This is a genomic window from Catenulispora sp. GAS73, from assembly GCF_041262085.1.
GTDB lineage: Bacteria > Actinomycetota > Actinomycetes > Streptomycetales > Catenulisporaceae > Catenulispora.
The window spans coordinates 54,604-79,864 of the sequence record NZ_JBGCCM010000014.1 but is presented as its reverse complement, the minus strand read 5'-3'; the positions used below and the strand labels follow the sequence as shown (position 1 = coordinate 79,864).

Below are 25,261 nucleotides of genomic sequence, written 5' to 3'. Positions count from 1 at the left end.
GGCGTGACTGACGACACAACCGTGGTCGCTCACCGCCGGAAGAAGTCCCGCACGTTCACCAGCAACAGCAGCAGCGCGGCGACGCCCATCGCGACGAGGAAGCCGTCGCGGGCGTGGCGCGCCGTCCACTCCAGCACGCTGATCACCACGCCGGCCGCGACCAGGATCACCGCGAGGCTGACCGCCGTGGTCAGCAGGCGGCGGCGGGCCAGGGCCTCCAGCGCGGCGAAGATGACCAGGATCCCGAGGAGTGTGGGGATCTTCTGGCGGTCGTCGGGCAGCAGCAGCACCGTCGCCACCGCCAGGAACAGCAGGGGGACGCTGACCGCGGCCCAGATCTGCAGCAGGATGCCGTGGTGCTTGCGGTCGCCGGGGACGTAGGGCTTGTGCGAGCGGGTGACGTGGGCCTGCGGGTCCTGCGGGGGCGGGCCGCCGCGTTCCAGGACGGCCAGGTGGACCGTGCGTTCCTCGGCCATCGCGGTGCGCTCGCGGATCAGGCTCATGACGGACTGCTCGGCCACGCGCGCCTCGCCGAGGCGTTCGGCCGCGGCCTTGGCGGTCTGGAACTCCGTGTTCAGGGACAGGACTTCGGCGTGGCGTTCCCGCGCTCGCTGTTGCAGGAGGTCGGTCTGCTCGTCGGCGTCGGCGATGCGGGTGTCGAGGTCGGCGACGCGGCTTTCCAGGCTCTGCGCGAGGCCGGTGTCGTCCGGGGAGACCTTGTGCAGGCCGGCCCAGCCGAGCGGGTCGGCCCAGGAGAAGCGGACGGTGCCGTCGCGCTCGTAGCGCGGGCCGGCCGGGGCGCGTTCGCCGCCGGCCCAGTCGCGGGTGTCGACGCCCCACAGGCCGCGGAAGCCGCGGACCCAGGGGGTGTCGTCGTCGATCAGGACCGGATGCCATTCGCGGTCCTCGCCGGGGCCGACGCGGGCGCCGTCGCCGCGGGCGTAGTCGATGAAGGGGATGCCGAAGCCGTGGTCCTCGCTGCGGGCCCGGCGCAGCATCGTCTCGGCGGCGCGCTTCCACCAGCGGGCCGCGGTGCCGAGGAAGCGGGGGTTGACGGTGACGAGGTAGTCGCCGGCTAGGAAGGCACCCGAGTGCGAGCCGGCGCCGGCGAAGACCACGGGGTGGGTGCCCTCGGCGACGGTCAGGTCCGGGTCGTCCCAGCGGCGGCGGAGGTCGTCGCCGGTGTAGTCGTGGGAGGAGAACGCGACCCAGCGCGGGGACAGGGTTCTCGGGCCGCCTTCGTCGGCGGCGGGGCCCTCCGCGAGGTAGACGGTCACCATCTCCCAGTCGGCCTCGTGGTCGTTGACGCCGCCGAAGGTGGAGCGCCAGTCGTTGGCCGCGTAGAAGTACCAGTACTGCAGGATGACGTAGCCGCCCTGGCGTACGACGCGGCCGTAGTACGGCGACACCGCCGCGCCGCCGCCGGCGTGGTACTGCTCGGCGGCCTTGGTCATCACGCCGCCGGGGACGGTGCCGCGGATCAGCAGGCTCAGGCGGAGCAGGACGTCGATCAGGCGGGCGACGAAGCCGACGGCCGCGAGGCGTCCGGTGCGGCGGATGCCGGTGGGGTGCGCCTTGCGCCAGCGGCGGACCTCGCCGCCGCCGGCCGGCTTGAGGACGTAGCGGAGGAACAGGGGGCGGTCCGGGTGCTGGTCCGCCGCCTCCAGGAGGCGGGCGAGGTCGAGCTCGCCGGCTGGGACGAGTTCGGTCTGCTTGTCGCCGTCGCGCCACAGACCCGCCCCGGCGATGTAGCGCTCGATGTCGGTCGGCAGGAAGTACTCGCCCTTGGTGTAGGCCAGGATCGGCTCGTGGGTGCGGAGCAGGGCGAGGTCGTCCGGGGACGGGGCGGGGGCCGGGTCGGCGGGGTCGGCCTGGTCGGCGAGGTCGGCGGCAGTCATCGATGCCGACGATAGGTCACGGCGATCATCGCCGCGCGCCGGATCTCAGCGAGTGGTGAACGCGCCGCCATTGACGTGGATCGTCTGACCGGTGATGTGGCGGGCACCGGCGGAGGCCAGGAAGAACACGGTCTCGGCGATGTCCCGCGGCGTGCCGGCGCGCTTGGTGTGGGTCTCGGCGATGAGGGCCTGCTCGCGGGCATCGGTCATGGCGCCCTGGAAGAAGTCGGTGTCGGCGACGTAGCCGGGCGAGACCACGTTGGCGGTGACGCCGCGCGGGCCGAGCTCGGCGGACAGGATCGCGTACCAGGCGGCGAGCGCGGCCTTGGCGGCACCGTAGGAACCGCCGCGGCGTTCGGCCCCGATGGAACCGACGGCGACGGCGGTACCGCCGGGAGCGAGGACGGGCTTGAGGGCGGTGGTGGTCAGGACCGCGCTGAGCAGGTTGCCGTCAAGGTCGGCACGCCACTGGGCCAAAACGGACTCCAGCTCCCCGGCGGCCGGATCCAACTGCGCCCGGCCGAGGCCGCCAGCAGCGTTGACCAGGACATCGAGAGTGTCGAAGCGGCCCGCGAGCGCCTCGACCGCACGCGGATCGGTGGCATCGCACACCACCCCGGTCGCGCCGAGGTCCTTGGCGGCGGCCTCGACGAGTTCGGCCCGGCGGCCGGTGATGACGACGCGGGCGCCATCGGCGGCAAAACGCTCGGCGACGGCGCGGCCGATACCTCGGGAGCCGCCGGTGACGAGGACGGTGCGGGTCATGGTCCCCTCCTGATATGTTTAGGGCTAAACGTTTAGACCTTAACACGAAGATCGGCGCGGAGGCGGGCTCGATGGCCGGCAGCGCGGACCGGCACGCCGAAACCGCGCCGTCGAGTGCCGAGACAGCGGGCAGACAAGCACACCGAAGCCCACGCAGCGCCGCACGACATCAGAGCACCGCAAGCCCGCTGATCGCCGCCGAAGCGACACGCACCGGCGCCGAGCCGGACCGACCCGAGGGAGCCGCCGTGAGCACCACCGCCGCTGAGATCGCTGAGGCGTGGCGCCGGGAGCGCCCGGGTACGCCTGTGGACTCGATCGAGGTCTTCACTCCGATCGTGCGGTTGGCGAAGATGCTCGGCGATGATCGGGCTCGGGTGCTGCGGGCGGCCGGGATTGATCGGGCGACGTTGGATCTGTTGTCGGTGCTGCGGCGGTCTGGGGCGCCTTACACGCTGACCACGCGGCAGCTCACCGAGCGGACGCTGGTCACCGCCGGGGCGATCTCGCAGCGGGTGGCTCGGGCCGAGCGGGAGGGGTTGGTCACCAGGGCGCCGGATCCGGTGGGGCGCAAGGCGGTGGCTGTGGCGTTGACCGATGCCGGGCACGCGGTGGTCGAGCGCTCCGTCGACGCGGTGCTCGGGCGGGACTCCGAGTTGCTCGGCGGGCTCAGTGCCGAGGAGCGGGAGGTGCTGATTCCGCTCCTCGGCAAGCTGGAGGCCTTCGTCAGGGCACAGAGCTTGTAGCTCTTGCTACGACGCTCTTGCTAGGACCCCGCCGCCGTCACGCACTGGTTCGAGTCCGCGGCGTTCTCCCCGGCGGCGCTCGACAGGGCCGCCGAGGGTAGGGCGCTCGGTGTGGACGACGTGGCCGCCACCGGGTTGTAGACGTCCCCGCTGGCGAAGTCGGCGCCGACGCGGACCACGATCGGTGCGCTGCCGTCGCCGCCCTGCTGGACCGCGGAGGCCGGCAGTTGCAGGGCGGCGGCGACCGCCTGCGCCGCGGCCTGGTGCTGCGGGGTGCTGTAGTAGACGGTCGTCGTGGCGACGTCGCCGGTGTAGCTGACGCCGGTGGCGTTCTTGAAGCCGTCGGCCTGGAGGGTGGCGGCGAGTTGGCGGGAGCGGCCGTCGTTGGTGGTGCCGTTCTCGACCAGGATCGCGTCGGTCACCGAGCCGGGGCTCAGGGTGCTGGCGGTTGCCGAGGGCGTGGGGGCCGGCGCCGCGGGGGTGGCGCTGCTGCTCGCCGCGGTGGTCGGGCCGGTGACCGACTGGTCATGGGCGATCAGCGAGAAGATCTGGTTGTCCAGGGCGGTGTCCGGGGCCACGCGGTTGGGGTCCGGCTGGTAGGCGACCGTGGGCATGGTCAGGAAGGTGATGTTCTGCGTCGGCACCTTCTTCAGCGTGTTGGCCAGGTCCAGCAGGCCGCTGACGCTGGCGATGCCGTTGTCCACGGTCAGGGACTTGCTCGCGATGTCCATCAGGTGCGTGGCCTGGATCGGGTTGTCCAGCGTCGCCTCCGACTTCATCTTCCGGATCAGCGCCGACAGGTACTGGTGCTGCGCCTCCGTCCGGTAGAGGTCCGAGCCGTCGCTGAAGCCCTCGCGGGTGCGCAGGAACGCCAGCGCGGTGTCGCCCTGGATCACCGAGGTGCCGGCCGGCAGGGTCAGGTGCGAGTCGGGGTCGTTGACCGCCTTGGTGACGCAGACCGGGACGCCGCCGACCGCGTTGGTCAGCGCCACGACGCCGGAGAAGTCGACCATCATGAAGTGGTCGATCTTCACGTGCGTGAACTCCTCGACGGTGTCCACCTGGCAGCCCGGGCCGGCGGCCAGTGCCGAGTTGATCATGGCGACGCTCTGCGCCGGGTACTGGTTGCCCTTGGCGTCCACGCAGGCCGGGATCGGCACCATGGTGTCGCGCGGCAGGGACACCACGGTCGCGTTGCTGCGGTCGGCCGAGACGTGCACCAGCATCTCCACGTCGGAGCGGCCGGAGGGGTCGGTGTAGCCGCCGAGGCTGGCGTCCTGGCCGGGCAGGCGGGCGTCGGTGCCGATCAGCAGGATGTTGATCGGCACGTTGCCGTACGGGTCCGGGGTCGGCTGCACCACCGACAGCTGGTTCGGCGGCACGACCGCGCCGTGCAGCGGCGCGCCCTTGATGTTGTGGTCGATGCGGTAGTACCAGTAGCCGGCGTAGGCCACGGTGCCGCCGATGACCAGCACCAGCATCCCGGAGATGATCATCAGCGTGCGCTTCACCCGCCGCCGGGTCGTGCTCTGCGCCCCCGGGGTCCCGTCCTGCGAGTGCTTGGGAACCCAGGAGCTGTCGTCGGCTATGCCGGAGGTGTCCTCGCTCATCGTTCCTGTTCCCCTCTCACGGCGTACCCGCTCACCCGCCTACTTCGATGACGTTTGTCCTCCGGCTGCGGTTCCACCCTGTAGCGACACTGTGACGAGCAACTGCGTCGCACGCGTAGCAGTCACATAGTGCGTCCGCGGGCCCATCGGCGACTCCGAGGCGATCAGGTCCGGGTCGACCAGCACCACCGCGTCGAACTCCAGGCCCTTGGACTCCAGCGAGCCCAGGACCTGCACGCGCTCCGGGACGTCCGGCACGCTGAACGCTCCGAGCCTGGTCATCGGCACGATCACGCCGACCGTGCCCTCGACCTCCCCGGCCAGCCGGCGGGCCGCCGAGCCGGCGGCGATCGCCAGATCGGCCTCGTCGCTCACCACGAACTCCGGCGGCCGTCCGGTCGAACGCACGGCGCGCGGCAGCGGCGCGTCGGGCAGGAACCGGTGCAGCAGGGTCGCGGCGTAGTCGGCGATCTCGACCGGGTTCCGGTAGTTGGTGGTCAGCTCGAACTGCCGGCGCTCGCGCGAGGTGCCCAGCGCCAGGTCCATCGAGCGCCGCGCCTCGTCCAGGTCCTCCCACGAGCTCTGCGCGGCGTCGGCGACCACGGTCCAGGTCGCGTGCCGGCCGCGCCGGGCCAGCATCCGCCACTGCATCGGCGAGAGGTCCTGGGCCTCGTCGACGACGATGTGCCCGAACTCCTCGGGGTCCGGCTCCTCCTCATAGCCGCCGCGCTGCGCCGTGCGCCGGTCCCCGAAGGTGGACAGCTCCCGGAAGCCGCCGGCCTCCGGGTCCGAGCCGTCGTCGGTCTCCTCGCCGGTGAGCAGGTTCACGCCGTCCACGACGTACGGGTTCGCCGCGGCGGCCGCCCGCGCCGTGCGCGGGCCCTCGCCGAGCAGCGAGTCGAGCTCGTCCAAGAGCGCCACGTCGGAGTAGGACAGGCCGGCGCCGTCCTCCCCCACCGCGCGCCAGGACTCGGCGAGCAGCTGGGTGTCACCGGGGCTGAGCACGCCGCGCGAGACCTCGGCCAGGTACGCCGGGTCCCCGAGGGAGCGCAGCACCTCCAGCGGGGAGCGCTGGGGCCACCAGGCGGTGACGAAGTCCGCGAACGGCCGCTCGGAGCGCAGCTCGGACAGGAAGGTGCGCCTGTCGTCCTCGAACAGGTCCGGGTACTCGTCGTAGGGCGAGGCGTCGCCGGCGGCGCGCTTGGCGTCCTGGTAGGCGTTCCAGGCGGCGTCCTGCAGGGCCCGGATGACGTCGGCGCGCACCGCGTTGGGCCGGCGGCTGCCGCCGCGCAGCATCCGCTCCCGCAGCGCGACCAGCTGCGGCGCGTCCAAGCTGAAGAAGGTGCCCTGGTAGATCAGCCGCACGTCCTTCGGGGCGCCCCACGGCGCGTCGTTCGCCGCCTTGCGCAGGATCCGCACCATGCGCGGGGAGCCCTTCAGCTTGGCCCGCGCGGCGTCCTCGTGCCGGGTGGCCTCGACACCGTTGACCACGTCGCCGAGCGAGCGCAGCGCCGCCCCGCCCTCGCCGAGGGAGGGCAGCACCCGCTCGATGTAGTCGGTGAAGCGCCGGTTCGGCCCGACCACCAGCACGCCGCGCGAGCCGAAGCGGCGCCGGTGCTGGAACATCAGCCAGGCCACGCGGTGCAGCGCGACCGCGGTCTTGCCGGTGCCGGGGCCGCCGGTGACCACCACGCTCACGTCGGCGGGCGAGCGGATCACCACGTCCTGCTCGCGCTGGATGGTGGCCACGATGTCGCGCATGTGGCCGGTGCGGGTCCGGGCCAGCGCGGCGATGAAGGCGCCGTCGCCGACCACCGGCAGGCCGTCGGGGGCGGCGTCCGGGTCGAGCAGGTCGTCCTCGATGTCCAGGACGCGGTCGCCGCGGCAGTGCAGCACGCGGCGGCGCACGACGCCCCTGGGGTCCTCCGGGGCGGCCTGGTAGAAGGCCGCGGCGGCCGGCGCGCGCCAGTCCACGACCAGCGGCTCCAGCTCCTCGGTACGGACCCCGAGGCGGCCGATGCGGTAGGTCTCCAGTTCCTCGCCCGGGATCTCCGGCTTCAGGTCCAGCCGGCCGAACACCAGTTCGTTGTACGCGTTCTCCAGCGACCGCTCCCAGATGGCCGCCTCCATCACCTGCACGTCCCGGTCGACCAGGGCCGAGTAGGTGCCGCCCTGAGCCACCTTGTAGCTCTCGCGCACGCGGCTCGCGGCCTGCTCGCGCATCTGGGCCAGCCGGGCGTACGCGGCGTCCACGGCCTGCTGTTCGACCGCGATCTCGCGTTCCTTGACGTGCGCCGAACCGTCCTGCTGAGGTGACACCCCGCGACCTCTCATCGTTTACCGACCGGTCCGCTGGACCGGCACAACCGCACGATCATCCAAGACCGAGCCCACCCGGGCAAACGCCGTCCGCCCTGGAAGTGTTTGCATTCCGTTTGAATCAGCCGTCACAGGTGCCTCACTCACACCGTCCGGCCCTATGTTCAGACCGTGTCGGGGACTCTCACTCAGGCGCCCAACCGCAGTACAGCGCACCGGGCAGCCACCAGCGGAACAAGTTTCAGCGATCATCTCACTCACATCCCGCACGCACCTCGCGGGACCACGCCGAACTTCCTGCGCGCGGCCGTGGCCGCCGCCGGGGTTCTGGCAGTCATCGCCGCCGTCGTCCTGACGAGCGCGGCTTCGGGGGCCCGAGCCCAGATCAGCACCGTCGGCAACACGGACGCGCCCAGCGTGCGCGCCACCGACGACTTCCTGTTCCGGCTCCAGGACATGGACGCGCAGCTGGTCAACGCGCTGCTCGTGAACGGCGACACCCAGGTGCACGTGCCCCGCGCGGCCAGCGAGGCGCTGTACGAGAACGACCGCACGACCGCGGACCTGGACCTGGAGAACGCGACGGTGGCGCTGGCCGGCGACCAGCCGGCGCTGAAGCAGCTGCACACCGTGTCCGACGACTTCGGCCAGTACCAGGCGCAGGCCGCCCGCACCCTCGCCGACGACGAGCGCGTCGGCGGCTCGGTCGCCGGGGCCGCGCCGGTCGCGGTGTTCACCGGCTACCAGAACGGGCACGATCTGCTGTTCGGCACGGACGACAAGGGCGGCCTGATGAAGGCCGCCGCGGACCTGGAGAGGTCCAGCCGGGACGCCATCGACTCCTCCGCGTCGTCGGCGAACGATTCGCTGGACGTGATGATCGCCAAGTTCGTGGCCTTCGGAATGGTGCTGCTCAGCATCCTGATCGTGCTGCAGGTGTACATGTTCCGGCGGTTCAAGCGCGCGGTGAACCCGGCGCTGGCCGGCGCGACCGTGGTCGCGCTGGTCCTGCTGGTCGGCGGTGCCGCGGGCACGGCCGCCGCGGCGGGCGACTTCCACACCGCCAAGAACGACGCCTTCGACTCGGTGCTGGCGCTGAGCGAGGCCAACGCCACCAGCGCCGGGATCAACGCCGACGAGAGCCGCTGGCTGCTCGCGCACGACATCTCCGGGCAGCGCGGCGAGTACGAGCAGTCGTTCTTCCGGGCCGAGAACGCGATCGCCGACGTGCCCGGCGGGACCGACATCCCGAGCTACGCCGGGGCGGTGTACCAGGAGCAGAAGGCCCGCACCGTGGACGACCTGTCGCAGACGTCGATGACCCGGAACAGCAGCTTCGGCGAGGAGTTCCACAACATCACCTTCCCGGGCGAGGCCGAGGCGGCGCTGAACGCGTTCAGCGCCTACAACACGTACCTCCAGGACGACGCGCAGCTCCGGAACATGCCGCTGGACACCCCGGCGGGGCTGAAGGCCGCGATCGACTTCGATACCAACGCCACCACCCTCGGGTCCTCGGACCAGGCGTTCAACGCCTACAGCCAGGCCCTCGGAGACGTCATCAACCTCAACGAGGCGCAGTTCGAGAGCTCGATGCCGGCGGCGAGGAACGGGATCGGGACCTGGACGTGGCTGCCCTACGTCCTGGCGGCCCTGCTGATCGGGCTGACCGTGCTGGGGCTGCGGCCGCGGCTCAACGAATACCGCTGACCGCGCCGTGAAAACCCTGTGAGACGCCTTCGGGCCGCCACCCCGCTCACGCGGGTGGCGGCCCGGAGTGCTCGGGGCACGGAAACTCAGTGGTGCACCGTGAACCAGACCAGCGAGATGGCTCCGGCGATCACGCAGTAGACGCCGAACGGCCGCAGCGAACGGTTCTCGAAGTACTTGGTCAGGAAGCGCACCGAGATGTAGGCGGCGATCCCGGCCAGCACCGAGCCGGCGATGGCCGGGCCCAGGATGCTGTGGTTCGCCGGCTTGGCCAGCTCAGGGGCCTTGTACACACCGGCGGCCAGGATCACCGGGGTGGCCAGCAGGAACGCGAAGCGGGCCGCGTCCTCGGTCTTCAGGCCGCGGGCCAGGCCTGCGACCATCGTGATGCCGGAGCGGCTGATGCCCGGCAGCAGGGCGAAGGCCTGCGCGCCGCCTATGCCGGCGGCGGACTTCCAGCCCAGCCGGGCCAGGCGGCGGTCGGCCGCGACCTCCGGCGGCTCGCCGCGGCGCGGCGGGACGTTGCCGTCGTCGGCGTGCCGGCCCTTGGAGGAGCTCTTGAGCATGGCGTCGGCCAGGAAGATGACGAAGCCGTTGATGAGCAGGAAGGCGGCGGCCGGCACCGGTTTGCCCAGGTGCGTGCGCAGCGCCTTGTCCGCCACGATGCCGATCAGGCCGACCGGGATCGTGCCGATCACCAGCAGCCAGGCCAGGCGCTCGTCCGGGCCCTCCACGCTGCGGTGCCGGATCGAGGTGAACAGGGCCCTGATGATGCGAACCCAGTCCCGCCAGAAGAACGCCACCAGCGCCAGCGCCGTCGCCACGTGCGCCAGCACCAGGAACGCCAGGTACGGCGAGTCCTTGGCGGTCATGTCCAGGTCGGCCTTCCAGCTGCCGCCGATGAAGGCCGGCAGGAGTATCGAGTGGCCGAGGCTGGATATGGGGAACAGCTCGGTGACGCCTTGGACCAGCCCGATGGTGCAGGCTTCGAGATAGTTGAGGCCGGACAACTCGTACCCCTGTCGGAAAATGGATGCAGTCTGCCGGAGGATAGTGGGAGCGTCCGACGGCGCGAGGAAACAGACGGTGAACGTAGGGCAAAGCAGCAGCACACGAGCCCGGTCTGAAGCGTTCGGCAGGACCCGCCGCCCCCTTCGCGGATACCGGGGACAGCCTACGACACGCTGTAGCAGTTATGCGCCCGAAAGTAGATGCAGATGCAGACGCGGATGCGGATCCGGATCGCAGCCTACGGCGTCCGGCCGGCGTACCAGCCGTCCAGATCCGCCGGCTGCACCCGCAGCACGGCCGCGAGCTGTTCCCGCGACAGGGGTTCGGGACCGGACACGGCCATGTTCAGCACCGCCTGCAGCATGGCGTTCAGCACGCCGCGGGCCTTCATCAGGGACTCCAGCGCGTTCTCGTACGAGCCCTGGTCCACGGCCCGGGTCACCATCGGCAGGCCGACGTTCACCAGCCCGTTGATCCGGCCGCGCAGTTCGGCGTCGAGCTCCCCGGGCAGCAGCGCGCGGCCGTCGGCGTGCACCTCGGCCAGCGCCATGCCGGTCTTGTCCCGGATCATCGCGCGCACGCTGTGGTACGCGCCGTACCGCAGCGCCGGGGAGTGCGCCTCCCCGTTCGGCTGGGCCACATGCTCGGCGAAGTCCCGCAGCCGCGGGACCATCGCCAGCACGTAGTCCTTCAGAGCGTCCATCCCGTTCAGCGGAGCGGGATCGACGGCGTCCACCGCGGCGGTGGCCCACTGAACCACGCCGGCTGCGGCCTCGGCGGGATCGGGGTGCGCGGTGAGAACGTCATACTCCACCCGCTCCGGGCGGAACTGTCGCGCCATGCCCCCGAGTCTTGTCGATCAAGGCGAACCCCCGGTGAACATCCGGAGAAGTCCGAACGCCCGCGGGGGCAGCAGTAGGCTCGTGAGCTGGGGTTTGTCAGTGGGCGAACACAGGTGCGAGATCCTCGGAACCGGCGTCGTCGCCGGCCCCGGAAGAGTCGTCCGCGCTCTTGGCCCGCACGTTCTTCGGCAGGAAGAACATCAGCAGGAAGACAAGGAACTGTCCTCCGGCGACGAACCACAGCGTGGTCTCGTACCCGTTGATCATGGTCTCCTGGCCGGTCTTCGCCCCCTGCGCGGCGAGGATCTGCCCGACCGCCGGCGACTGGTTCGGGTCCGGGTGGGCCGGGTTCGGGCAGGACGCGGGCAGCGTGCTCGGGTCCTTCTCCTTGGCGCGGTCCACGGCGCACTGCTTGAACGAGGCGAAGACCTGCTCGGCCTGCTGCGCCGGCACGCCGGCGGCCACCAGCTGCCGGGTGACGACCGGCTTCTGGTCGTCCACCGCCTTGGTGGCGTTGGTCCCCATCATGTTGAAGAACACCAGCGCGGTCAGCGCGATGCCGAAGGCCTGGCCGAGCTGCTGGCTGGTGTTCAGCAGGCCGGAGGCCGAGCCGGCGTCGCGGGTCGGCACGTCGGTGAGGATCAGGTCGAAGATCGGGGCCACCACCAGGCCCATGCCCACGCCGGTGATCAGCAGCGGCAGCGCCATCTGGAAGGAGTTGAAGGACTGGTCCAGGTGCTTGGCCATCTCGATGTACAGCACCAGGCCGCCGCCCATCAGCAGCACGCCGAACTGCACCACCTTGCGCCCGAACCGGGGCACCAGGAACTGCACCGACATGCCGGCCGCGGCCGAGACGCCGATGGAGAACGGGATGCCGGTCAGGCCGGCGTGCAGCGGCGTCCAGCCCAGGCCCAGCTGCATGTACAGCGACCACACCAGGAAGAAGACACCGAGCGTGGTGGCGAAGGTCAGGTTGGTCAGGATGCCGGAGGCGAACGAGCGGAAGCGGAACAGGCTCAGCTCCACCAGCGGCGAGTCCCCGCGCCGGCCCTTGCGGCGTTCGTAGAGCACGAACAGGGCCAGCACCGGCACCGCGGCGGCCATCATCAGCCAGCCCCACAGCGGCCAGCCCAGGTCGCGGCCCTGCATCAGCGGGAAGACGAGCATGAACAGGCCGAGCACGGACAGCCCGACGCCGGGCAGGTCGAGCTTGGTGGCGTGCGGCGCCCTGGACTCGGTGATGACGCGGAAGGCGACGATCAGGCCGAAGATCCCGACCGGCAGGTTCACCAGGAAGATCGGGCGCCAGTGCAGGCCGAGCAGGTTCCACTGCACCAGCAGGCCGCCGACGATCGGCCCGGCGACCGCGGCCGAGCCGACGATCCCGCCGAACATGCCCATCACCTTGCCGCGCTCCTCGGCCGGGAAGGTGACGTGGATGATCGCCATGACCTGCGGCACCATCAGCGCCGCCATGCCGCCCTGGAAGACCCGGGCGCCGATGAGCATGCCGGGCGTGGCCGCCACGCCGCACAGCGCCGAGGCGATCGTGAAGCCGGTCATGCCGATCAGGAACAGCCGCTTGCGGCCGAAGATGTCGCCGAGCCGGCCGCCGGTGATCAGCACCACGGCGAAGGCCAGCGCGTAGCCGGCGGTGATCCACTGGATCGCGGAGTAGCCGGCCTTCATCTGGCTCTGGATCGACGGGATCGCCACGTTCACGATCGTCACGTCGAGCAGGTCCATGAACGCCGCGGACAAGATGACCGCCAGCGCGAGCCAGCGCTTGGGATCAGGAGTCGAAATCCCCGTGGATATGTCAGGTTCAGCCATGCCTCGTCAGCCCCCTCAGGCTTTGGACTCAATCTCAGATTGAGTCCAGGCTAGAGGAGGCCACTGACAATATGCCGAGGTGAGAGGCGTCTGATGGCTCACAAAGCGTTGTGACACGGATACGGTGTGATCCGTGTCACAACGGCATTGATTGAATGCAGATCAGCTCTCGACGACGTGCTGCGCGAACCGGTCCCGCGCCTCGGCCCACATCCGCGCGTCCCACTGTCCGCTGCCCAGCGCGTCCGCGGCTTCGTAGCCCATCATCAGCGCGTGGTGCGTGTTGTCCGGCGTGAACAGGCCAAGCCGGCCGAACGTGGTCACGTGCGGCAGCGACTCGACCCAGCTCTCCAGATCGGCCAGCGCCTCGCGGTAGCCCTTGTGGTAGATCGGGTACACCTGGCGCATCCGCTTGACCTGGACCCATTCCAGGTTCAGCTGCGGCAGGCCCAGGCGGCGCACCGTCTCCACGATCAGCTTCGCAAGCTGGTCCTCGTCCGCGGCCCACAGGTCGTCCCCTATGTCGCAGGGGATCTCGAAGCACAGCACGGACCGCTCGGTCGGGTCGTCCGGCGAGAAGCGGTGGTTCGCGGGCTCTGAGATGCGCGTGACCGGGGTGTCGCCGTCCGGGATGTAGTGCACGTCGCAGCCGGTCCAGCGGCCGCCGGCGTGGACCGCGTAGACCAGCAGGATCGCGCGGAACTTCAGCTTGCCGCTGGCCTCCACGGCCTCGTACGGCGCGCCGGGCGAGGTCAGCCGGGCCAGCAGCGGCACCGGGATGGTCGAGAAGACGTGGCCGGCCCTGATGTCCGAACCGCCCTCGGCCCAGTGCTGCTCCCCCGACCAGCCGCCGCGTTCGGCCGCCGAACCGTGGAACTCCGAGCGGGCCAGGGTCACGCTGACCCCGTCGCCGTCCACCGCCAGGTGCTCGGCCGCGGCACCCAGGCGGATGCGCGCGCCGGCCTCCATGGCCGCGTCCGCGAGGGATTCGCAGAGCTGGCCGAAGCCCCGGCGCGGATACAGATACGCCAGCGACTCGCCGGCGATCGAGTTGCGGACGCTGCGCACCAGCGCGCCCCACATCGTCTGCGAGCCCGCCTTGCGCCGGGCCTGGTCGATGTCGATGTCCTCGCCGGCCACGCCCCAGAGCTTGGCGGCGTAGGGCTCGTAGACCTGCTTGTACATCGTCGGCCCGAAGCCGGCGCGCATCAGCTCCGCGTAGGACTCGGCCGCCGCGATCTGCTTCTTGCCGCGCCAGGTGGTCGCCAGCGCGTCGAAGGCGGCGCGGGCCATCGGCACCGCCGGCATCGACTTGGCCAGCTCCCGCGGTTTGAACGGGTAGGTCACCCAGCGGTCCCCGACCAGCAGCCGGCCGTTGCGGTAGCGGGTCTGCAGATCCGAGCCCATCAGGGCTCTGAGATCGGCGAGGATGTGCTCCGGCAGGTCCGGGTTCAGCCGGTGGCTGCCGAAGTCCACGCGGAACCCGGCGACGTCGAACGACGCCGCCATCCCGCCCACGGTCTCGGCCCGCTCCAACACGTCCACGGACAGGCCGCGGCGGGCGGCGCGCCACGCGGCGGCCAGGCCCGCGGGACCCGCGCCGAGCACGACGAGATCAGCCCTACCGGTCATCGCTGGTATCCATCAGAACGCCCACAGTAGTAGTCCCACCCCATTCCCGGAACGCGCCGCGCATGCTGCGTCTCGGGTCTCACCCGATAGGGGAGATCATGCCGTATCCGGGGGCCCACCCGTCGCCCACCACCGCCCGTTGTGGAGACGCTTCGCGTCACAGTACTGATAGCGATCACATCTCGTCGATGCGCGGCAGGAGCACTTCGGTGGCGATGAGCCTGATCGCCACCGCCGCGGGGATCGCGACCAGGGCCCCGACGATGCCGAACAGCGCGGCGCCGATCAGGACGGCCAGGATCGTGACCATCGGGTGCACGTCCACGGTGCGCCGGTTCACCCGGGGTGCGACCAGGTAGTCCTCGGCCAGGCGCGCCGCCACGTAGTAGGCCAGGGTGAAGATGGCCACGTTGAGCGAGACGGTCAGCGCCACCAGCGTGACCACCGCGCCGCCGATCGAGGAGCCGACCACCGGCACCAGCCCGAACAGCGCGACCACCAGGCCGAGCGCCGCCGGATAGGGGATCGACCAGGCCATCGCCCAGATCCAGGTGAAGAACCCGCCGATGGAGGCGATGATCATCTGACCGATCACGTACTTGCCGACCTGCGCCAGGATCCGGTCGGAGAGCTCGGAGACCCGCGGGCGGCGGCGGACCGGCACCAGGTGGTAGGCGAAGTTCTTGATGCCGGGCATGTTCGCCACGAAGTAGAAGGTCAGCGCGATCCCGGCCAGGGTGCCGGTGAGCAGGGTGAACACGGCCTTGCCGGCGCCGAGGATGCCGTTGAGGTCCAGGGTCCCGGCCTTGTTGGCGTTGATCCAGGACTTGACCTTCTCGATCAGGTGGTACTTGTTCTCCAGCTTGCCCAGGTACGTCGACTTGTTGCGCAGGTCGTTCAGGTAGCCGGGGATGGCGTTGATCAGGGAGTTGACCTCGCGGTCGATCGGCGGGAAGATCACCGCCACGAAACCGGCGAACACCGCCAGCACGCCCAGCGCGACGATGAAGACCGCCAGGCCGCGGCGCAGCCCGCGGTTGACCAGCGCGGTCACCATCGGGTCCAGCGCGGTCGCGAAGAACACCGCGAGCATCAGGATCGACAGCAGGCTGCCCAGGCCCGAGATCAGGTGCACCAGGGCGTAGGCGGTGATGCCGCCGGCGGCGAGCCAGAAGGCGAACGCGAACCAGCCGCCCGCGGGCATCGCGGACAGCGACGGCGGATCGTCGGAGCTCGCCCTCGACGGCTCGGAGTGCGGGGCACGCGTCGAGGTCGCCTGGTCACCAGCCATGCCCACGACCTTAGGGGAAGCGGGTGGTCTACGGGTAACCAGTCGGTGGCCGGAAACTCAGGGGCGAGATCAGAGGTACAGGCCGGGTTCGCCCTCGCCCTCGGCGAGCCGCTCGGCCGCCACGGCGTGCACGTCGCGCTCCCGGAGCAGGACGTAGTCCGTCCCGCGCACCTCGACCTCGCCGCGGTCGGCGGGATCGTAGAGCACCCGGTCGCCGACCTGGACCGTGCGCACGTTCGCGCCGATCGCCACGACCTCCGCCCACGCCAGGCGGTTGCCCACGCGCGCGGTGGCCGGGATGAGGATGCCCCCGGACGAGCGCCGGTCCCCCGCCTCGGGGTCCTCGCGCACCAGCACGCGGTCGTGCAGCATCCGGATCGGAAGCTTCTCTCCTGAACTCACGCTTGTGACGCTATCGCACGAGCCCGCGGTCGGGCGCCCGGGGAAGAAATGAGCGCCGGCGGTTCGGCGGCACGCGGCTCGCGGCAGGTGGCGGCGGGCACGGAAGGCTAGCCTGGAGGCGTGAAACTCAACTCCGGAGACACCGCCCCCGCCTTCACCCTGACCGACGACCACGGTGCGTCCGTGAGCCTGGCCGACTACGCCGGCCGCAAGGTGATCCTGTACGTGTACCCGGCCGCGATGACCCCGGGCTGCACGAAGCAGGCCTGCGACTTCCGCGACAACATCGCGTCCTTCCAGAAGGAGGGCTTCGCGGTCCTGGGCCTGTCCCCGGACAAGCCGGAGAAGCTGGCGAAGTTCCGGGAGCGCGACGCGCTGACCTTCCCGCTGCTGTCCGACCCGGACAAGGCGGTGCTGCAGGAGTACGGCGCGTTCGGCGAGAAGAAGCTGTACGGCAAGACCATGGTCGGCGTCATCCGCTCCACGTTCGTGCTGGACGTGGACGAGAAGGGTGTCGCGAAGGTGGACGTGGCGCAGTACAACGTGAAGGCCACCGGGCACGTGGCGAAGTTGCGGCGCGATCTGGGGCTGGACGAGTAGGTCGCGTGCGGCGCCGGCCGCCGACGCGATAGCCTGCGGTGGGGCCGTAGCCCAATGGCAGGAGGCAAACGGTTTAGGTCCGTTACAGTGCGAGTTCAAATCTCGTCGGCCCCACTCCAAAATCTTGTTCATGTCGGCCGCCGCCCGGCTGCCGGCCGCTAGGCTCCCGCCGACGGTTGAAGATCGACGCGACGAAGCCTGGGGGATGCGCGACCGTGAGCACACCGACCAACGAACCCAACCCGTTCGGCTACGACGGCCCGCCCGCCCCACCCGGGCAGGCGCCGCTGCCGGGCCAGTTCGGGGCGGCGGGCGCTCCGGGCCGGGGCTACCCGGCGCTGCCCGAGCAGAGCTACCCGACGGAGACCGCGCCGGCGATCGGCGAGGGGCAGCCCGGGCCGGGCGCGCAGTACGCGCCGGGGACCGAGTACCCGCCCGGCGGGACGGCCGGGGCTCCGGGTCAGCAGTTCGGGCCCGGTGGATTCGGCGGGCCCGGTGCTCCTGGCGGGTTCGGCGGGCCGGACGGCGCACCGGGACAGATACCGGGTCCGGGTCCGGGGCCGATGCCGCCGCTGTACGGCTACGGCTATCCGCCGCCGCGGCCCACGGTGACCAGCGCGGTCGCGATCGTGGCGCTGTGCCTGTTCTGGGTCCCGCTGGCCGGCCTGATCCTGAGCATCATCGGGATGGTGAAGACCGCCAAGGGCAAGGCGCGCGGACGCGGCCTGGCGATCACGGCGCTGGTGCTGTCCATCCTGGTGACCGCCGGGGCCGGCATCATCGGAGGCGTGATCGCCTCGAAGCCGTCCGTGCTGGACCCGGGGTGCACGCGCGGCAAGACGGCGGTGCTGGAGCGGTCGAAGCAGATCGAGGCCGACTCCAACAAGGGCGACCAGACCGCCGTCCAGAACGACCTCACCACGCTCATCAGCGACCTGGCGACGGCCGCCGCCGACGCCAAGCGCAGCGACGTGCGCGCGACGGTGCAGGCGGTGCACGACGACTACGCCGCGATCGCCGCCGGGACCGGCGACCAGACCAAGCTCCAGTCCGACCTGCAGCAGATGGACCACCTCTGCACGTACGGGAAGTAGTTTTCGCGGGAACGCAGAAGCCCGCCGCCGACCGGGATGCGGTCGGCGGCGGGCTTCTGCCTGTCAGCCCTTCAGCCCTTCAGCAGCGGGACCAGCGCGCGAAAAGCCCGTCCCCGATGGCTGATCGCGTCCTTCTCCGCCGGGCTGAGCTCGGCGGTGGTGCGCGTCTCGCCCTCCGGCACGAAGATCGGGTCGTAGCCGAACCCGCCGTCGCCGCGCGGCGCCCGGATCAAGTGCCCGGTGACGATCCCCTCGACCACATGCTCGGTGCCGTCCGGCTGCACCAGCGCCGCCGCGCAGGTGAAGTTGGCGCCCAGCGCCTCGTCGGGGACGTCCGCGACCTGGTCCAGGACCAGCTGCAGGTTCGCCACGTCGCGTCCCGGCCCGGACGGCAGGTCGCCGAAGCGGCCGGACCAGCGCGCGGACAGCACGCCCGGCATGCCGTTCAGCGCCTCCACGCACAGCCCCGAGTCGTCGGCGACGGCGGGCAGGCCGGTGGCCGCGGCCACCGCGCGCGCCTTGATCAGCGCGTTCTCGGCGAAGGTCAGGCCGGTCTCGGGGATCTCCGGCAGCGCCGCGTAGGTCTCGGGGCCGGCGAGCTCGACGTCGGTCAGGCCGGCGGCGAGCAGGATCCGCTCCAGCTCGGTGATCTTCTTGGCGTTGCGGGTGGCGAGGACGATCTGGCGCATGGGCGCCAGTCTAGGTGTACATCCGGGGCACGCCGCGGTCGGCTTCGACTGCCCTCGCGGCGGCACTCACGGCTGACCTCACGGCTGCGAGCAGATGTTGCCCATGATCTGGAAGTCCTGCTTCACCGGGCCCTTGTCCGGCGTCTTGCCCTGCTGCGCCTGGCTGTACATGGTCTGCAGGTCGGCGGCCAGCTTGTTGATCGGCTGGGACGCGCCGGGCTTCTTGGTCTGCTGGGCGCCGGCACGGATCTTCGGTAGGGCGCCGGGGATCGCCGCGATGCCCTGCGCCTGACCCTGCTCCTGCGCGTAGAGGAAGGTGCTGAAGCCGGCCAGCGCGGTCTTGCAGCCGGGGTCGGTCCACAGGGAGTTGAGTGTCTTCAGCGACGAGGCCAGGGCCGAGGGGTCCTGCGAGCTCGGCGCGGCCTGGGACGAACTGGCCGGGGCGGAGGGCGCCGAGGAGTCGGTGCTCGCCGAAGAGGGGGCGCTGGTTCCGGTCGCGGACGTGCCGCCCGCCGGAGTCGAGCTCGCCGCCCCGGGCAGCGACCCGCCCGCGGCCCCCGCCGCGCTCGTCCCGATCGTGCCCTGCGAAGCACACCCCGCCAGCGCCAGCGCGCTCAGTGCCAGTCCCGGTATCACGCTCGCGCGCAGCCGCACGGTCATGACCCACCCCCTGTGGAAGACGTTCGGAGCCCCGGCTCGCGCGGGGCTGCCGAACAATATAGGAGGTGGTGCCGTGCTATCAGCTCAGCAGGGCCTTGACCTGGTGTGAAGCCAGCTCGCGGCAGCCGGCCGCGGCCAGGTCGAGCAGCGCGTCCAGCTCGGCGCGGTCGAAGGGGGCGCCCTCGGCGGTGCCCTGCACCTCGACGAACTTGCCGTCGGCCGTGCACACGACGTTCATGTCGGTCTCGGCGCGGACGTCTTCCTCGTAGCAGAGGTCGAGCATCGGCACGCCGTCGATGATGCCGACGCTGACCGCCGACACCGAGCCGGTCAGCGGCTCCTTGGTGGCCTTGATCATCTTCTTGTCGCGCATCCACGTGACCGCGTCCTGCAGCGCCACGTAGGCGCCGGTGATGGCCGCGGTCCGGGTGCCGCCGTCGGCCTGCAGCACGTCGCAGTCCACGATGATGGTGTTCTCGCCCAGCGCCTTGGTGTCCACCACGGCGCGCAGCGCGCGCCCGATGAGCCGGGAGATCTCCTGGGTGCGCCCGCCGACCTTGCCCTTGACCGACTCGCGGTCGCCGCGGGTGTTGGTGGCCCGGGGCAGCATCGCGTACTCGGCGGTGACCCAGCCCTTGCCGCTGCCCCGCAGCCAGCGCGGGACGCCTTCGGTGACGCTGGCGGTGCACAGCACCTTGGTCTGGCCGAACTCGACGAGGACGCTGCCCTCGGGATGGATCGACCACTTGCGGGTCAGGGTGACCGGACGGAGCTGGCCTACTTTGCGGCCGTCGACGCGTGCTGCTGACATGTGTAGACCCTAGCCCACCCCCGGGGCGGGCGCGGCCGGCGGTGCGGGGCGCGCGGCTGGCGGGGGCGGGCGGCGGACAGCGCCGGTGCTGGTCGGGCCGGTGACGCAGGTCGAGCTGGTCGAGGTAGTCGAGGTAGTCGAGCTAGTCGAGCTAGTCGAGCTGGACGTGCGCCAGCAGCCGCAGTGTCGGCAGGTCGGTGGCCTTGCGCAGCCGGGAGGCCAGGTCCCGGTGGAAGAACTCCTCGACCAGGTGCGGCACGGTCAGCACGATGATCTCGTCCACGACGTACTTGGCCGCGATCTCCTTCAGGCCGTCCACCGGAGGCCCGGCCAGCAGCTCGCCGGCGGCCTGCTTGCCGGCGTTCTGGAAGGCCTGGACGGTCGCGGTCAGCACCGCGCGGGCGGCCACCACCGCCTCGTTCAGCGGCTCGTCGTGCGAGTCCTCCTCGGCCCCCTTGAAGTTGCCCAGCGCCAGGTCGTCGAGGGTGGCCAGGACTTTGCCGTTCTCCTTGCCGACCGGGACCACGACGACGTAGTTCTCCGCGGCCATGCCCTCCTCGACGTTGTCGGCGTGCAGGCCGACGACGTACTCCAGGTCGTGCTGGTTGATCGTCTTCTCGACGATGAGCATGGTGGTCGGCACGGTCGGGGTCCTTTCCGGTGCTGCTGTTGGTCCCATCATGGTCTCAGATCTGGAACACCGCGCCGGGCGTGGCCAGATTCACCGGTCCGTCGTAGGCGGCCCGGGCCGCGGTGAGGTTGAGCTCGGCGTCGGTCCACGGCGGGATGTGGGTCAGCACCAGGCGTCCGACGCCGCCGGCGGTCGCGCTCTCGCCGGCCTCGCGGCCGTTGAGGTGCAGGCCCACCAGGCCGTCGTCGCGCGGCTCCTGGAACGAGGCCTCGGCCAGCAGCAGATCGGCGCCCTTGGCCAGGTGGTCCAGGGCCTCGCAGGGTCCGGTGTCGCCGGAGTAGACCAGGGTGCGGCCGGCCGCCTCCAGACGGATCGCGTAGGCCTCGACGGGGTGGTCGACCCGCGTCACGCGGACGGTGAAGGGCCCGGTCTCGAAACTGTTCCCGGTCGCGCCCTCGGGAGCGCCCTCCAACACGTTGCGGAAGTCGAAGACGGACTCGCACTCGGCGTCGTCGGTGTCGTAGGCCTTGGCGATCCGCTCCCGGGTTCCGGACGGGCCCCACACCGGCAGCAACGGCAGCGGCACGCCGCCGGGCCGGTACTTGCGCGCGACGTAGTACCCGCACATGTCGACGCAGTGGTCGGCGTGCAGGTGCGACAGGATCACAGCCTGCAGGTCGTAGACGTCGCCGTACCGCTGCAGTTCGCCGAGCGCGCCGTTGCCGAAGTCGAGCAGGATCCGATGGCCCTCGTGCTCGACCAGGTAGCTCGAACACGGGTTGCCGGGCCCTCCGAAGGAGCCGGAGGAACCGATCACGGTGAGCTTCATGAGGACTCCGCAACTGTGGCATATCGAGGTTCGGTGGCGTCTTGCGTCGCGGCCGGGAGCAGCCCCTGGTGGACGTGGCCGATCTCGGGTCCGAGGAAGCGCTGCCCGATCTGCAGGAACTGGTCCGGATCGCCGGTGGTGGTGAAGCTGTGCACGGGTTCGGGGAGGTCGCTAGGGCGCATCAGCGCGTTCTCGGCCAGGACGCGATAGACGTCCTTGGCGGTCTCCTCGGCACTGTTGATCAGGATGACGTCCTCCCCCATGACGTAGGAGATGACGCCGGTGAGCAGGGGGTAGTGGGTGCAGCCCAGGATCAGGGTGTCGACGCCGGCCCGCGCGACCGGGTCGAGGTACTCGTGCGCGACCTTGAGCAGCTCCTCCCCGGCGGTCTCCCCGGCCTCGACGAACTCCACGAACCGCGGGCACTCCTGCGTGGTGAGCTCAATCTGCGGCGCGGCGGCGAAGGCGTCGACGTAGGCCATCGAGCGCCGGGTGGACCGGGTGCTGATCACCCCGACGTGCTGGTTCCGCGTGGCGGCCACGGCCAGCCGCACAGCCGGCCGGATCACCTCCACCACCGGGATCTCGTACCGCTCGCGGGCATCACGCAACACCGCCCCGGAAGCCGAGTTGCACGCGATGACGAGCATCTTCACCCCGGACTCGACCAGCTTGTCCATGCACTCCAGCGCATACGCACGCACCTGCGCGATGGGCCGCGGCCCATAGGGCTGGCGCGCGGTGTCGCCGAAGTAACTGACGGCCTCGTGCGGCAACTGGTCCAGCAACGACCGGACGACGGTCAGCCCGCCGAAGCCGGAGTCGAAGATGCCGATGGGCGCGTCCCGGGATGCCGGGTCGATGAACGGAGGCAGTGGTGCGGCCATGAGGGAAAAGAGTACGGCTCCGCACGCGGAGCGTCGGCGATTGGGACGGCGGATGTGGCCACTGTCTCAGCGGTGCTTTTGGTCACGGCTGGCTTGACGTGCGGCGGAGCGGAGGCGGGGTGGGGCTGGGGTGCGGGGTCGGAGCGGGGAAATTTGCACTGGGGAGGAGGCGGGATGGTGGCTGCCGGGGAGGCGGCGGCGGGAACCGCAAAGCAGAAGCAGGCGCGGGGTCGGCAGGGGCGCCGGACTCGACGGACGCACAAGCAAGCGCGCGGCGGAAGTGCCGGAGGAAATGGAACCGGCGTCGGGCGCGGTCTAGGCCGGAGTGGTGGCCGGGGCGCGGTCTAGGCCGAGGCTGCGGCCGGAGTGGTGGCCGGGGCGGCGGTCCAGGCCGAGGCGGCGGCCGGACTAGTGGCGGGCGGCGGTCCAGGCCGAGACTGCGGCCCGAGCGGTGGCGGTGGCGGCGGTCCAGGCCGAGGCTGCGGCCCGAGTAGTGGCGGTGGCGGCGGTCTAGGCCGAGGCGGCGGCAGGAGCGGCGGCCTTGGCGAGTGCAGCGGCCGGAGTTGGTGGCAGGAGCGGCGGCCTAGGCCGAGGGAGCGGCCCGAGTGGTGGCCGAGGCGGCGGCCGGAGTGGTGGCGGGGGCGGCGGTCTAGGCCGAGGCGGCGGCCGGAGTGGTAGTGGTGGCCGGGGCGGCGGCCTCGGCGGGTGCGGGCCAGGCGAGCAGGGTGTCGCAGACCTCGATCAGGCGGTGGCGGAGGGGAGCGGTGCGGCGGGCGAAGTCGGCTTGCATCGCGGCGTACTCGGCGCGGCCGGGTGGGGTTTCGATGGCGATCGGGGTGTAGCCGAGTTCGGCGAGGTCGTAGGGGCTGGCTCGCATGTCCATCTCGCGGATCTCGGCGGCTAGGGCGAAGGAGTCGGCGATCAGTTCTGAGGGGACGAAGGGGTCCAGTTTGTAGGCCCACTTGTAGATGTCCATGCCGGCGTGGAGGCAGCCGGGCTGCTCGTTGGCGATCTGCTGTTCGCGGGTGGGGCGCAGGGTGTTGAGTGGTTCGGCTTCGGGGGTGAAGAAGCGGTAGGCGTCGTAGTGCGAGCAGCGGATGTTCTGGGTCTCGACGACCTGGTCGGTGCCTGGGGAGCCCAGGCGGAGGCGGCGTGCCGAGTGGCGCACCCGCTCGGGCTCCTGGCGGTAGACCATGGCCCACTCGTGGAGGCCGAAGCAGGCCAGGCGGGGCTCGCGGGCGGCGGTGGCGGTGAGGAGCGCGCGGATGAACTCGGCGGTGCGGCGGCGGGCGTCGGTGAACTCGGCGGGGTCGAGGGTGACGCCGTCGGGGGTCTCGGTGTAGCCGCGCCAGGACAGGCGCTCGCGGGCCGCGTCGCCGGACAGGGTCACGCCGATGCCGGGGTGCCAGCGCAGGAGGCGCGCGGGGCGGTGCGAGTAGTACGTGAACAGGAAGTCCATCACCGGGTGCGCCTCGTTGCCGGCGCGGCGGCGCAGGTGGGGCTCGGTCCAGGCGGCGACGCGGGTGTGGTGCTCGGCCTCGCGGGCCCGCCAGACGGATTCGGGGAGGACGAGTGGGGTGATGTGCTGCTCGGCCCGGTCCACGCTCACGCTTCGACGGTACCCGGTGCGGTGGGCAGGGCCGAATCGTGATGCCGGCTGAAAAGCGATGTGGGCCGAGCTGCGTATTGCAGCTCGGCCCAGCGGCATGCGACGGCTAGGCCGCAGAGGAGGACGCGCTGCTCGACGAGCCGGTCGACGTCGGCGAGGCGTGGCCGGTGCTCGACGGGCCGGTCGGGGTCGGGGCGCTCGGCACGCTCGGGGTGGCCGGAGCACTCGGGGTACCCGGCGTGCTCGGCGTGGCCGGAGCACTCGGAGCACTCGGCGTGCCGGGCGTGCTCGGCGCGCCCGGAGCACTCGGCGCGGACGGCGCACCCGAGCTGCTCGTCGGCACGCTCGGCGTCCCGCTCCCGTCCTGCGAAGCCTGCGCCGCGGCCTCCTCCTGCTTCACGATCGCGACGAAGTCCGCGCTCTGGCTGTCCGGGATCGGCGTCACCGCCACCTTGGTGCCCCAGTCGCTGTAATCGATCTCCCCGGTCATCGAACCGATCGACGTGCTCTCGGTGAACGTCATCGCGACCGGCAGCCCGTCGGCCCGCAGCCACACGTCGTACGCCAGCTTCGTCACCGCGCCCTGGGCCAGGGCGCTGCCGACCACGTCGGCGCCGTCCTGGGTGAGGCCGGTCCGGCCGGCGATGTTCGGGTCGGTGGCGTCCACGCCGGCCACGGCGCCGGAGTAGTGCACCGTCTGCACGCCCGCGTGCTGCTCGGTGCCCACCACGTGCAGGTCCCGCGCGGCGGCCAGCAGGGTCAGGCCCTTGTTCGGGGAGGTGTTCTCCAGCACGTCGGCGCCGAAGTTGGCGGTGTTCGGGTCGGCGGCCATGGCCTGCAGGTCCATCTTCATCCACTGCTTGCCGTTCATCTGCGCGGCCATCAGCGGGTCGCCGCCCATCTGCACGTACATCACGTCGTCGGCGAAGCGCAGCGGGAGGGGCTGCGCCGGCTGCGCGCTCGGGTCGCCGGAGCTCATCGCCATCGTGCCCTGCAGCGTCGGGTGCCCGTCGAAGGTCGCCACCACGTCGTCGGTCTCGGTGGCGGTCGGCGCTACCAGCACCGTGTGCACCTTCGCGCTCGGGTGCGCTGCGACGGCGCGGGTCGCGGCCTGGATCGCGTCCTGGGCGCTGAGCGAGGACAGCTGCGCGAAGGACTGCGGCGTGCCGTCCGACGCCTTCAGGGAGCAACCGGTGAGCGAGGACGCGGCCACGGCCGCCAGCACGGCGCCGGACCATATCTGCTTGCGGGGCATGTGTTTCCCACCCTTGATCGTGCTTGATCGTGAAAGCTGAAGAGCGGGGGAATCCTAGCGTTATCGCAGATCAGAGGACCGCGTGGGGGTCGAGACAAGATCGTTGATCAGGGAAAGAAGTCGATCTGACAGAG

General features: G+C 71.1%; 22 protein-coding genes and 1 tRNA gene. 5 read left to right on the top strand and 18 right to left on the bottom strand.

The window, feature by feature from the left end:
- Window positions 1–29: 29 nt before the first annotated feature.
- The gene (locus ABH935_RS21905) at window positions 30–1,898 is read right to left on the bottom strand and encodes a hypothetical protein (protein WP_370379776.1); all 1,869 of its coding nucleotides are present in this window, start codon (window positions 1,896–1,898) and stop codon (window positions 30–32) included.
- Window positions 1,899–1,943: 45 nt separating this feature from the next.
- On the bottom strand, window positions 1,944–2,663 hold the full coding sequence (locus ABH935_RS21900; RefSeq protein WP_370379775.1) for an SDR family NAD(P)-dependent oxidoreductase: 720 nt from the start codon (window positions 2,661–2,663) through the stop codon (window positions 1,944–1,946).
- 248 nt (window positions 2,664–2,911) lie between these two features.
- On the opposite strand from ABH935_RS21900, the gene ABH935_RS21895 reads away from it, so the two are divergent.
- Window positions 2,912–3,409 (top strand): MarR family winged helix-turn-helix transcriptional regulator, encoded by a 498-nt coding sequence (locus ABH935_RS21895; protein WP_370379774.1) that lies wholly within the window; start codon window positions 2,912–2,914, stop codon window positions 3,407–3,409.
- Window positions 3,410–3,429: 20 nt separating this feature from the next.
- Here ABH935_RS21895 and ABH935_RS21890 read toward each other — a convergent pair whose 3' ends face one another.
- Together ABH935_RS21890 and ABH935_RS21885 are read right to left on the bottom strand one after the other, a co-directional pair.
- Window positions 3,430–5,019 (bottom strand): LCP family protein, encoded by a 1,590-nt coding sequence (locus ABH935_RS21890; RefSeq protein ID WP_370379773.1) that lies wholly within the window; start codon window positions 5,017–5,019, stop codon window positions 3,430–3,432.
- A 39-nt stretch (window positions 5,020–5,058) separates the two neighbouring features.
- On the bottom strand, window positions 5,059–7,338 hold the full coding sequence (locus ABH935_RS21885; RefSeq protein ID WP_370379772.1) for an AAA family ATPase: 2,280 nt from the start codon (window positions 7,336–7,338) through the stop codon (window positions 5,059–5,061).
- Window positions 7,339–7,509: 171 nt separating this feature from the next.
- Here ABH935_RS21885 and ABH935_RS21880 point away from each other — a divergent pair, with 171 nt between their 5' ends.
- Window positions 7,510–9,048, top strand: a complete 1,539-nt coding sequence (locus tag ABH935_RS21880; protein WP_370379771.1) for a hypothetical protein — start codon at window positions 7,510–7,512, stop codon at window positions 9,046–9,048.
- Window positions 9,049–9,134: 86 nt separating this feature from the next.
- Here the strand turns inward: ABH935_RS21880 and ABH935_RS21875 are convergent, their stop codons facing one another.
- The 6 genes from ABH935_RS21875 to ABH935_RS21850 form a co-directional block, all read right to left on the bottom strand.
- Complete coding sequence (locus ABH935_RS21875; protein ID WP_370379770.1) at window positions 9,135–10,058, bottom strand: undecaprenyl-diphosphate phosphatase; 924 nt, start codon at window positions 10,056–10,058, stop codon at window positions 9,135–9,137.
- A gap of 239 nt (window positions 10,059–10,297) precedes the next feature.
- Window positions 10,298–10,900 carry a hypothetical protein gene (locus ABH935_RS21870; RefSeq protein ID WP_370379769.1) on the bottom strand — a complete coding sequence of 201 codons (603 nt, stop codon included), beginning with the start codon at window positions 10,898–10,900 and terminating at the stop codon, window positions 10,298–10,300.
- A gap of 97 nt (window positions 10,901–10,997) precedes the next feature.
- A complete protein-coding gene (locus ABH935_RS21865) occupies window positions 10,998–12,737 on the bottom strand; it encodes an MFS transporter (RefSeq protein WP_370379768.1) in 1,740 nt (579 codons plus the stop codon).
- Window positions 12,738–12,899: 162 nt separating this feature from the next.
- Complete coding sequence (locus tag ABH935_RS21860; RefSeq protein ID WP_370379767.1) at window positions 12,900–14,369, bottom strand: FAD-dependent oxidoreductase; 1,470 nt, start codon at window positions 14,367–14,369, stop codon at window positions 12,900–12,902.
- Window positions 14,370–14,544: 175 nt separating this feature from the next.
- Window positions 14,545–15,660, bottom strand: coding sequence for an AI-2E family transporter (locus tag ABH935_RS21855; RefSeq protein ID WP_370379766.1), 1,116 nt, complete (start codon window positions 15,658–15,660; stop codon window positions 14,545–14,547).
- Window positions 15,661–15,729: 69 nt separating this feature from the next.
- Entirely contained in the window at window positions 15,730–16,032 is a 303-nt protein-coding gene (locus ABH935_RS21850) for a co-chaperone GroES (RefSeq protein WP_370379928.1), read from the bottom strand.
- 150 nt (window positions 16,033–16,182) lie between these two features.
- Here ABH935_RS21850 and bcp point away from each other — a divergent pair, with 150 nt between their 5' ends.
- The 3 genes from bcp to ABH935_RS21835 all read left to right on the top strand — a co-directional run bounded on the left by bcp (window position 16,183) and on the right by ABH935_RS21835 (window position 17,756).
- Complete coding sequence (gene bcp, locus ABH935_RS21845; protein ID WP_370379765.1) at window positions 16,183–16,662, top strand: thioredoxin-dependent thiol peroxidase; 480 nt, start codon at window positions 16,183–16,185, stop codon at window positions 16,660–16,662.
- 40 nt (window positions 16,663–16,702) lie between these two features.
- Window positions 16,703–16,776: transfer RNA gene (locus tag ABH935_RS21840), tRNA-Leu, on the top strand.
- A gap of 101 nt (window positions 16,777–16,877) precedes the next feature.
- On the top strand, window positions 16,878–17,756 hold the full coding sequence (locus tag ABH935_RS21835) for a DUF4190 domain-containing protein (protein ID WP_370379764.1): 879 nt from the start codon (window positions 16,878–16,880) through the stop codon (window positions 17,754–17,756).
- 71 nt (window positions 17,757–17,827) lie between these two features.
- Here the strand turns inward: ABH935_RS21835 and rdgB are convergent, their stop codons facing one another.
- The 8 genes from rdgB to ABH935_RS21795 all read right to left on the bottom strand — a co-directional run bounded on the left by rdgB (window position 17,828) and on the right by ABH935_RS21795 (window position 25,127).
- A complete protein-coding gene (gene rdgB / locus ABH935_RS21830; RefSeq protein ID WP_370379763.1) occupies window positions 17,828–18,445 on the bottom strand; it encodes an RdgB/HAM1 family non-canonical purine NTP pyrophosphatase in 618 nt (205 codons plus the stop codon).
- A 78-nt stretch (window positions 18,446–18,523) separates the two neighbouring features.
- Window positions 18,524–19,105, bottom strand: a complete 582-nt coding sequence (locus ABH935_RS21825) for a hypothetical protein (protein ID WP_370379762.1) — start codon at window positions 19,103–19,105, stop codon at window positions 18,524–18,526.
- 79 nt (window positions 19,106–19,184) lie between these two features.
- Window positions 19,185–19,916 (bottom strand): ribonuclease PH, encoded by a 732-nt coding sequence (gene rph / locus ABH935_RS21820; protein WP_370379761.1) that lies wholly within the window; start codon window positions 19,914–19,916, stop codon window positions 19,185–19,187.
- A 151-nt stretch (window positions 19,917–20,067) separates the two neighbouring features.
- On the bottom strand, window positions 20,068–20,559 hold the full coding sequence (locus ABH935_RS21815; protein ID WP_370379760.1) for an indole-3-glycerol phosphate synthase: 492 nt from the start codon (window positions 20,557–20,559) through the stop codon (window positions 20,068–20,070).
- A 43-nt stretch (window positions 20,560–20,602) separates the two neighbouring features.
- Window positions 20,603–21,376 carry an MBL fold metallo-hydrolase gene (locus ABH935_RS21810; protein WP_370379759.1) on the bottom strand — a complete coding sequence of 258 codons (774 nt, stop codon included), beginning with the start codon at window positions 21,374–21,376 and terminating at the stop codon, window positions 20,603–20,605.
- Window positions 21,373–22,263, bottom strand: coding sequence for a glutamate racemase (murI, locus tag ABH935_RS21805; protein ID WP_370379758.1), 891 nt, complete (start codon window positions 22,261–22,263; stop codon window positions 21,373–21,375). The genes ABH935_RS21810 and murI overlap by 4 nt, the downstream gene beginning before the upstream one ends.
- A gap of 649 nt (window positions 22,264–22,912) precedes the next feature.
- The gene (locus ABH935_RS21800) at window positions 22,913–23,866 is read right to left on the bottom strand and encodes a 3-methyladenine DNA glycosylase (protein WP_370379927.1); all 954 of its coding nucleotides are present in this window, start codon (window positions 23,864–23,866) and stop codon (window positions 22,913–22,915) included.
- 112 nt (window positions 23,867–23,978) lie between these two features.
- Window positions 23,979–25,127, bottom strand: a complete 1,149-nt coding sequence (locus tag ABH935_RS21795) for a hypothetical protein (RefSeq protein ID WP_370379757.1) — start codon at window positions 25,125–25,127, stop codon at window positions 23,979–23,981.
- Between the last annotated feature and the right edge of the window lie 134 nt (window positions 25,128–25,261).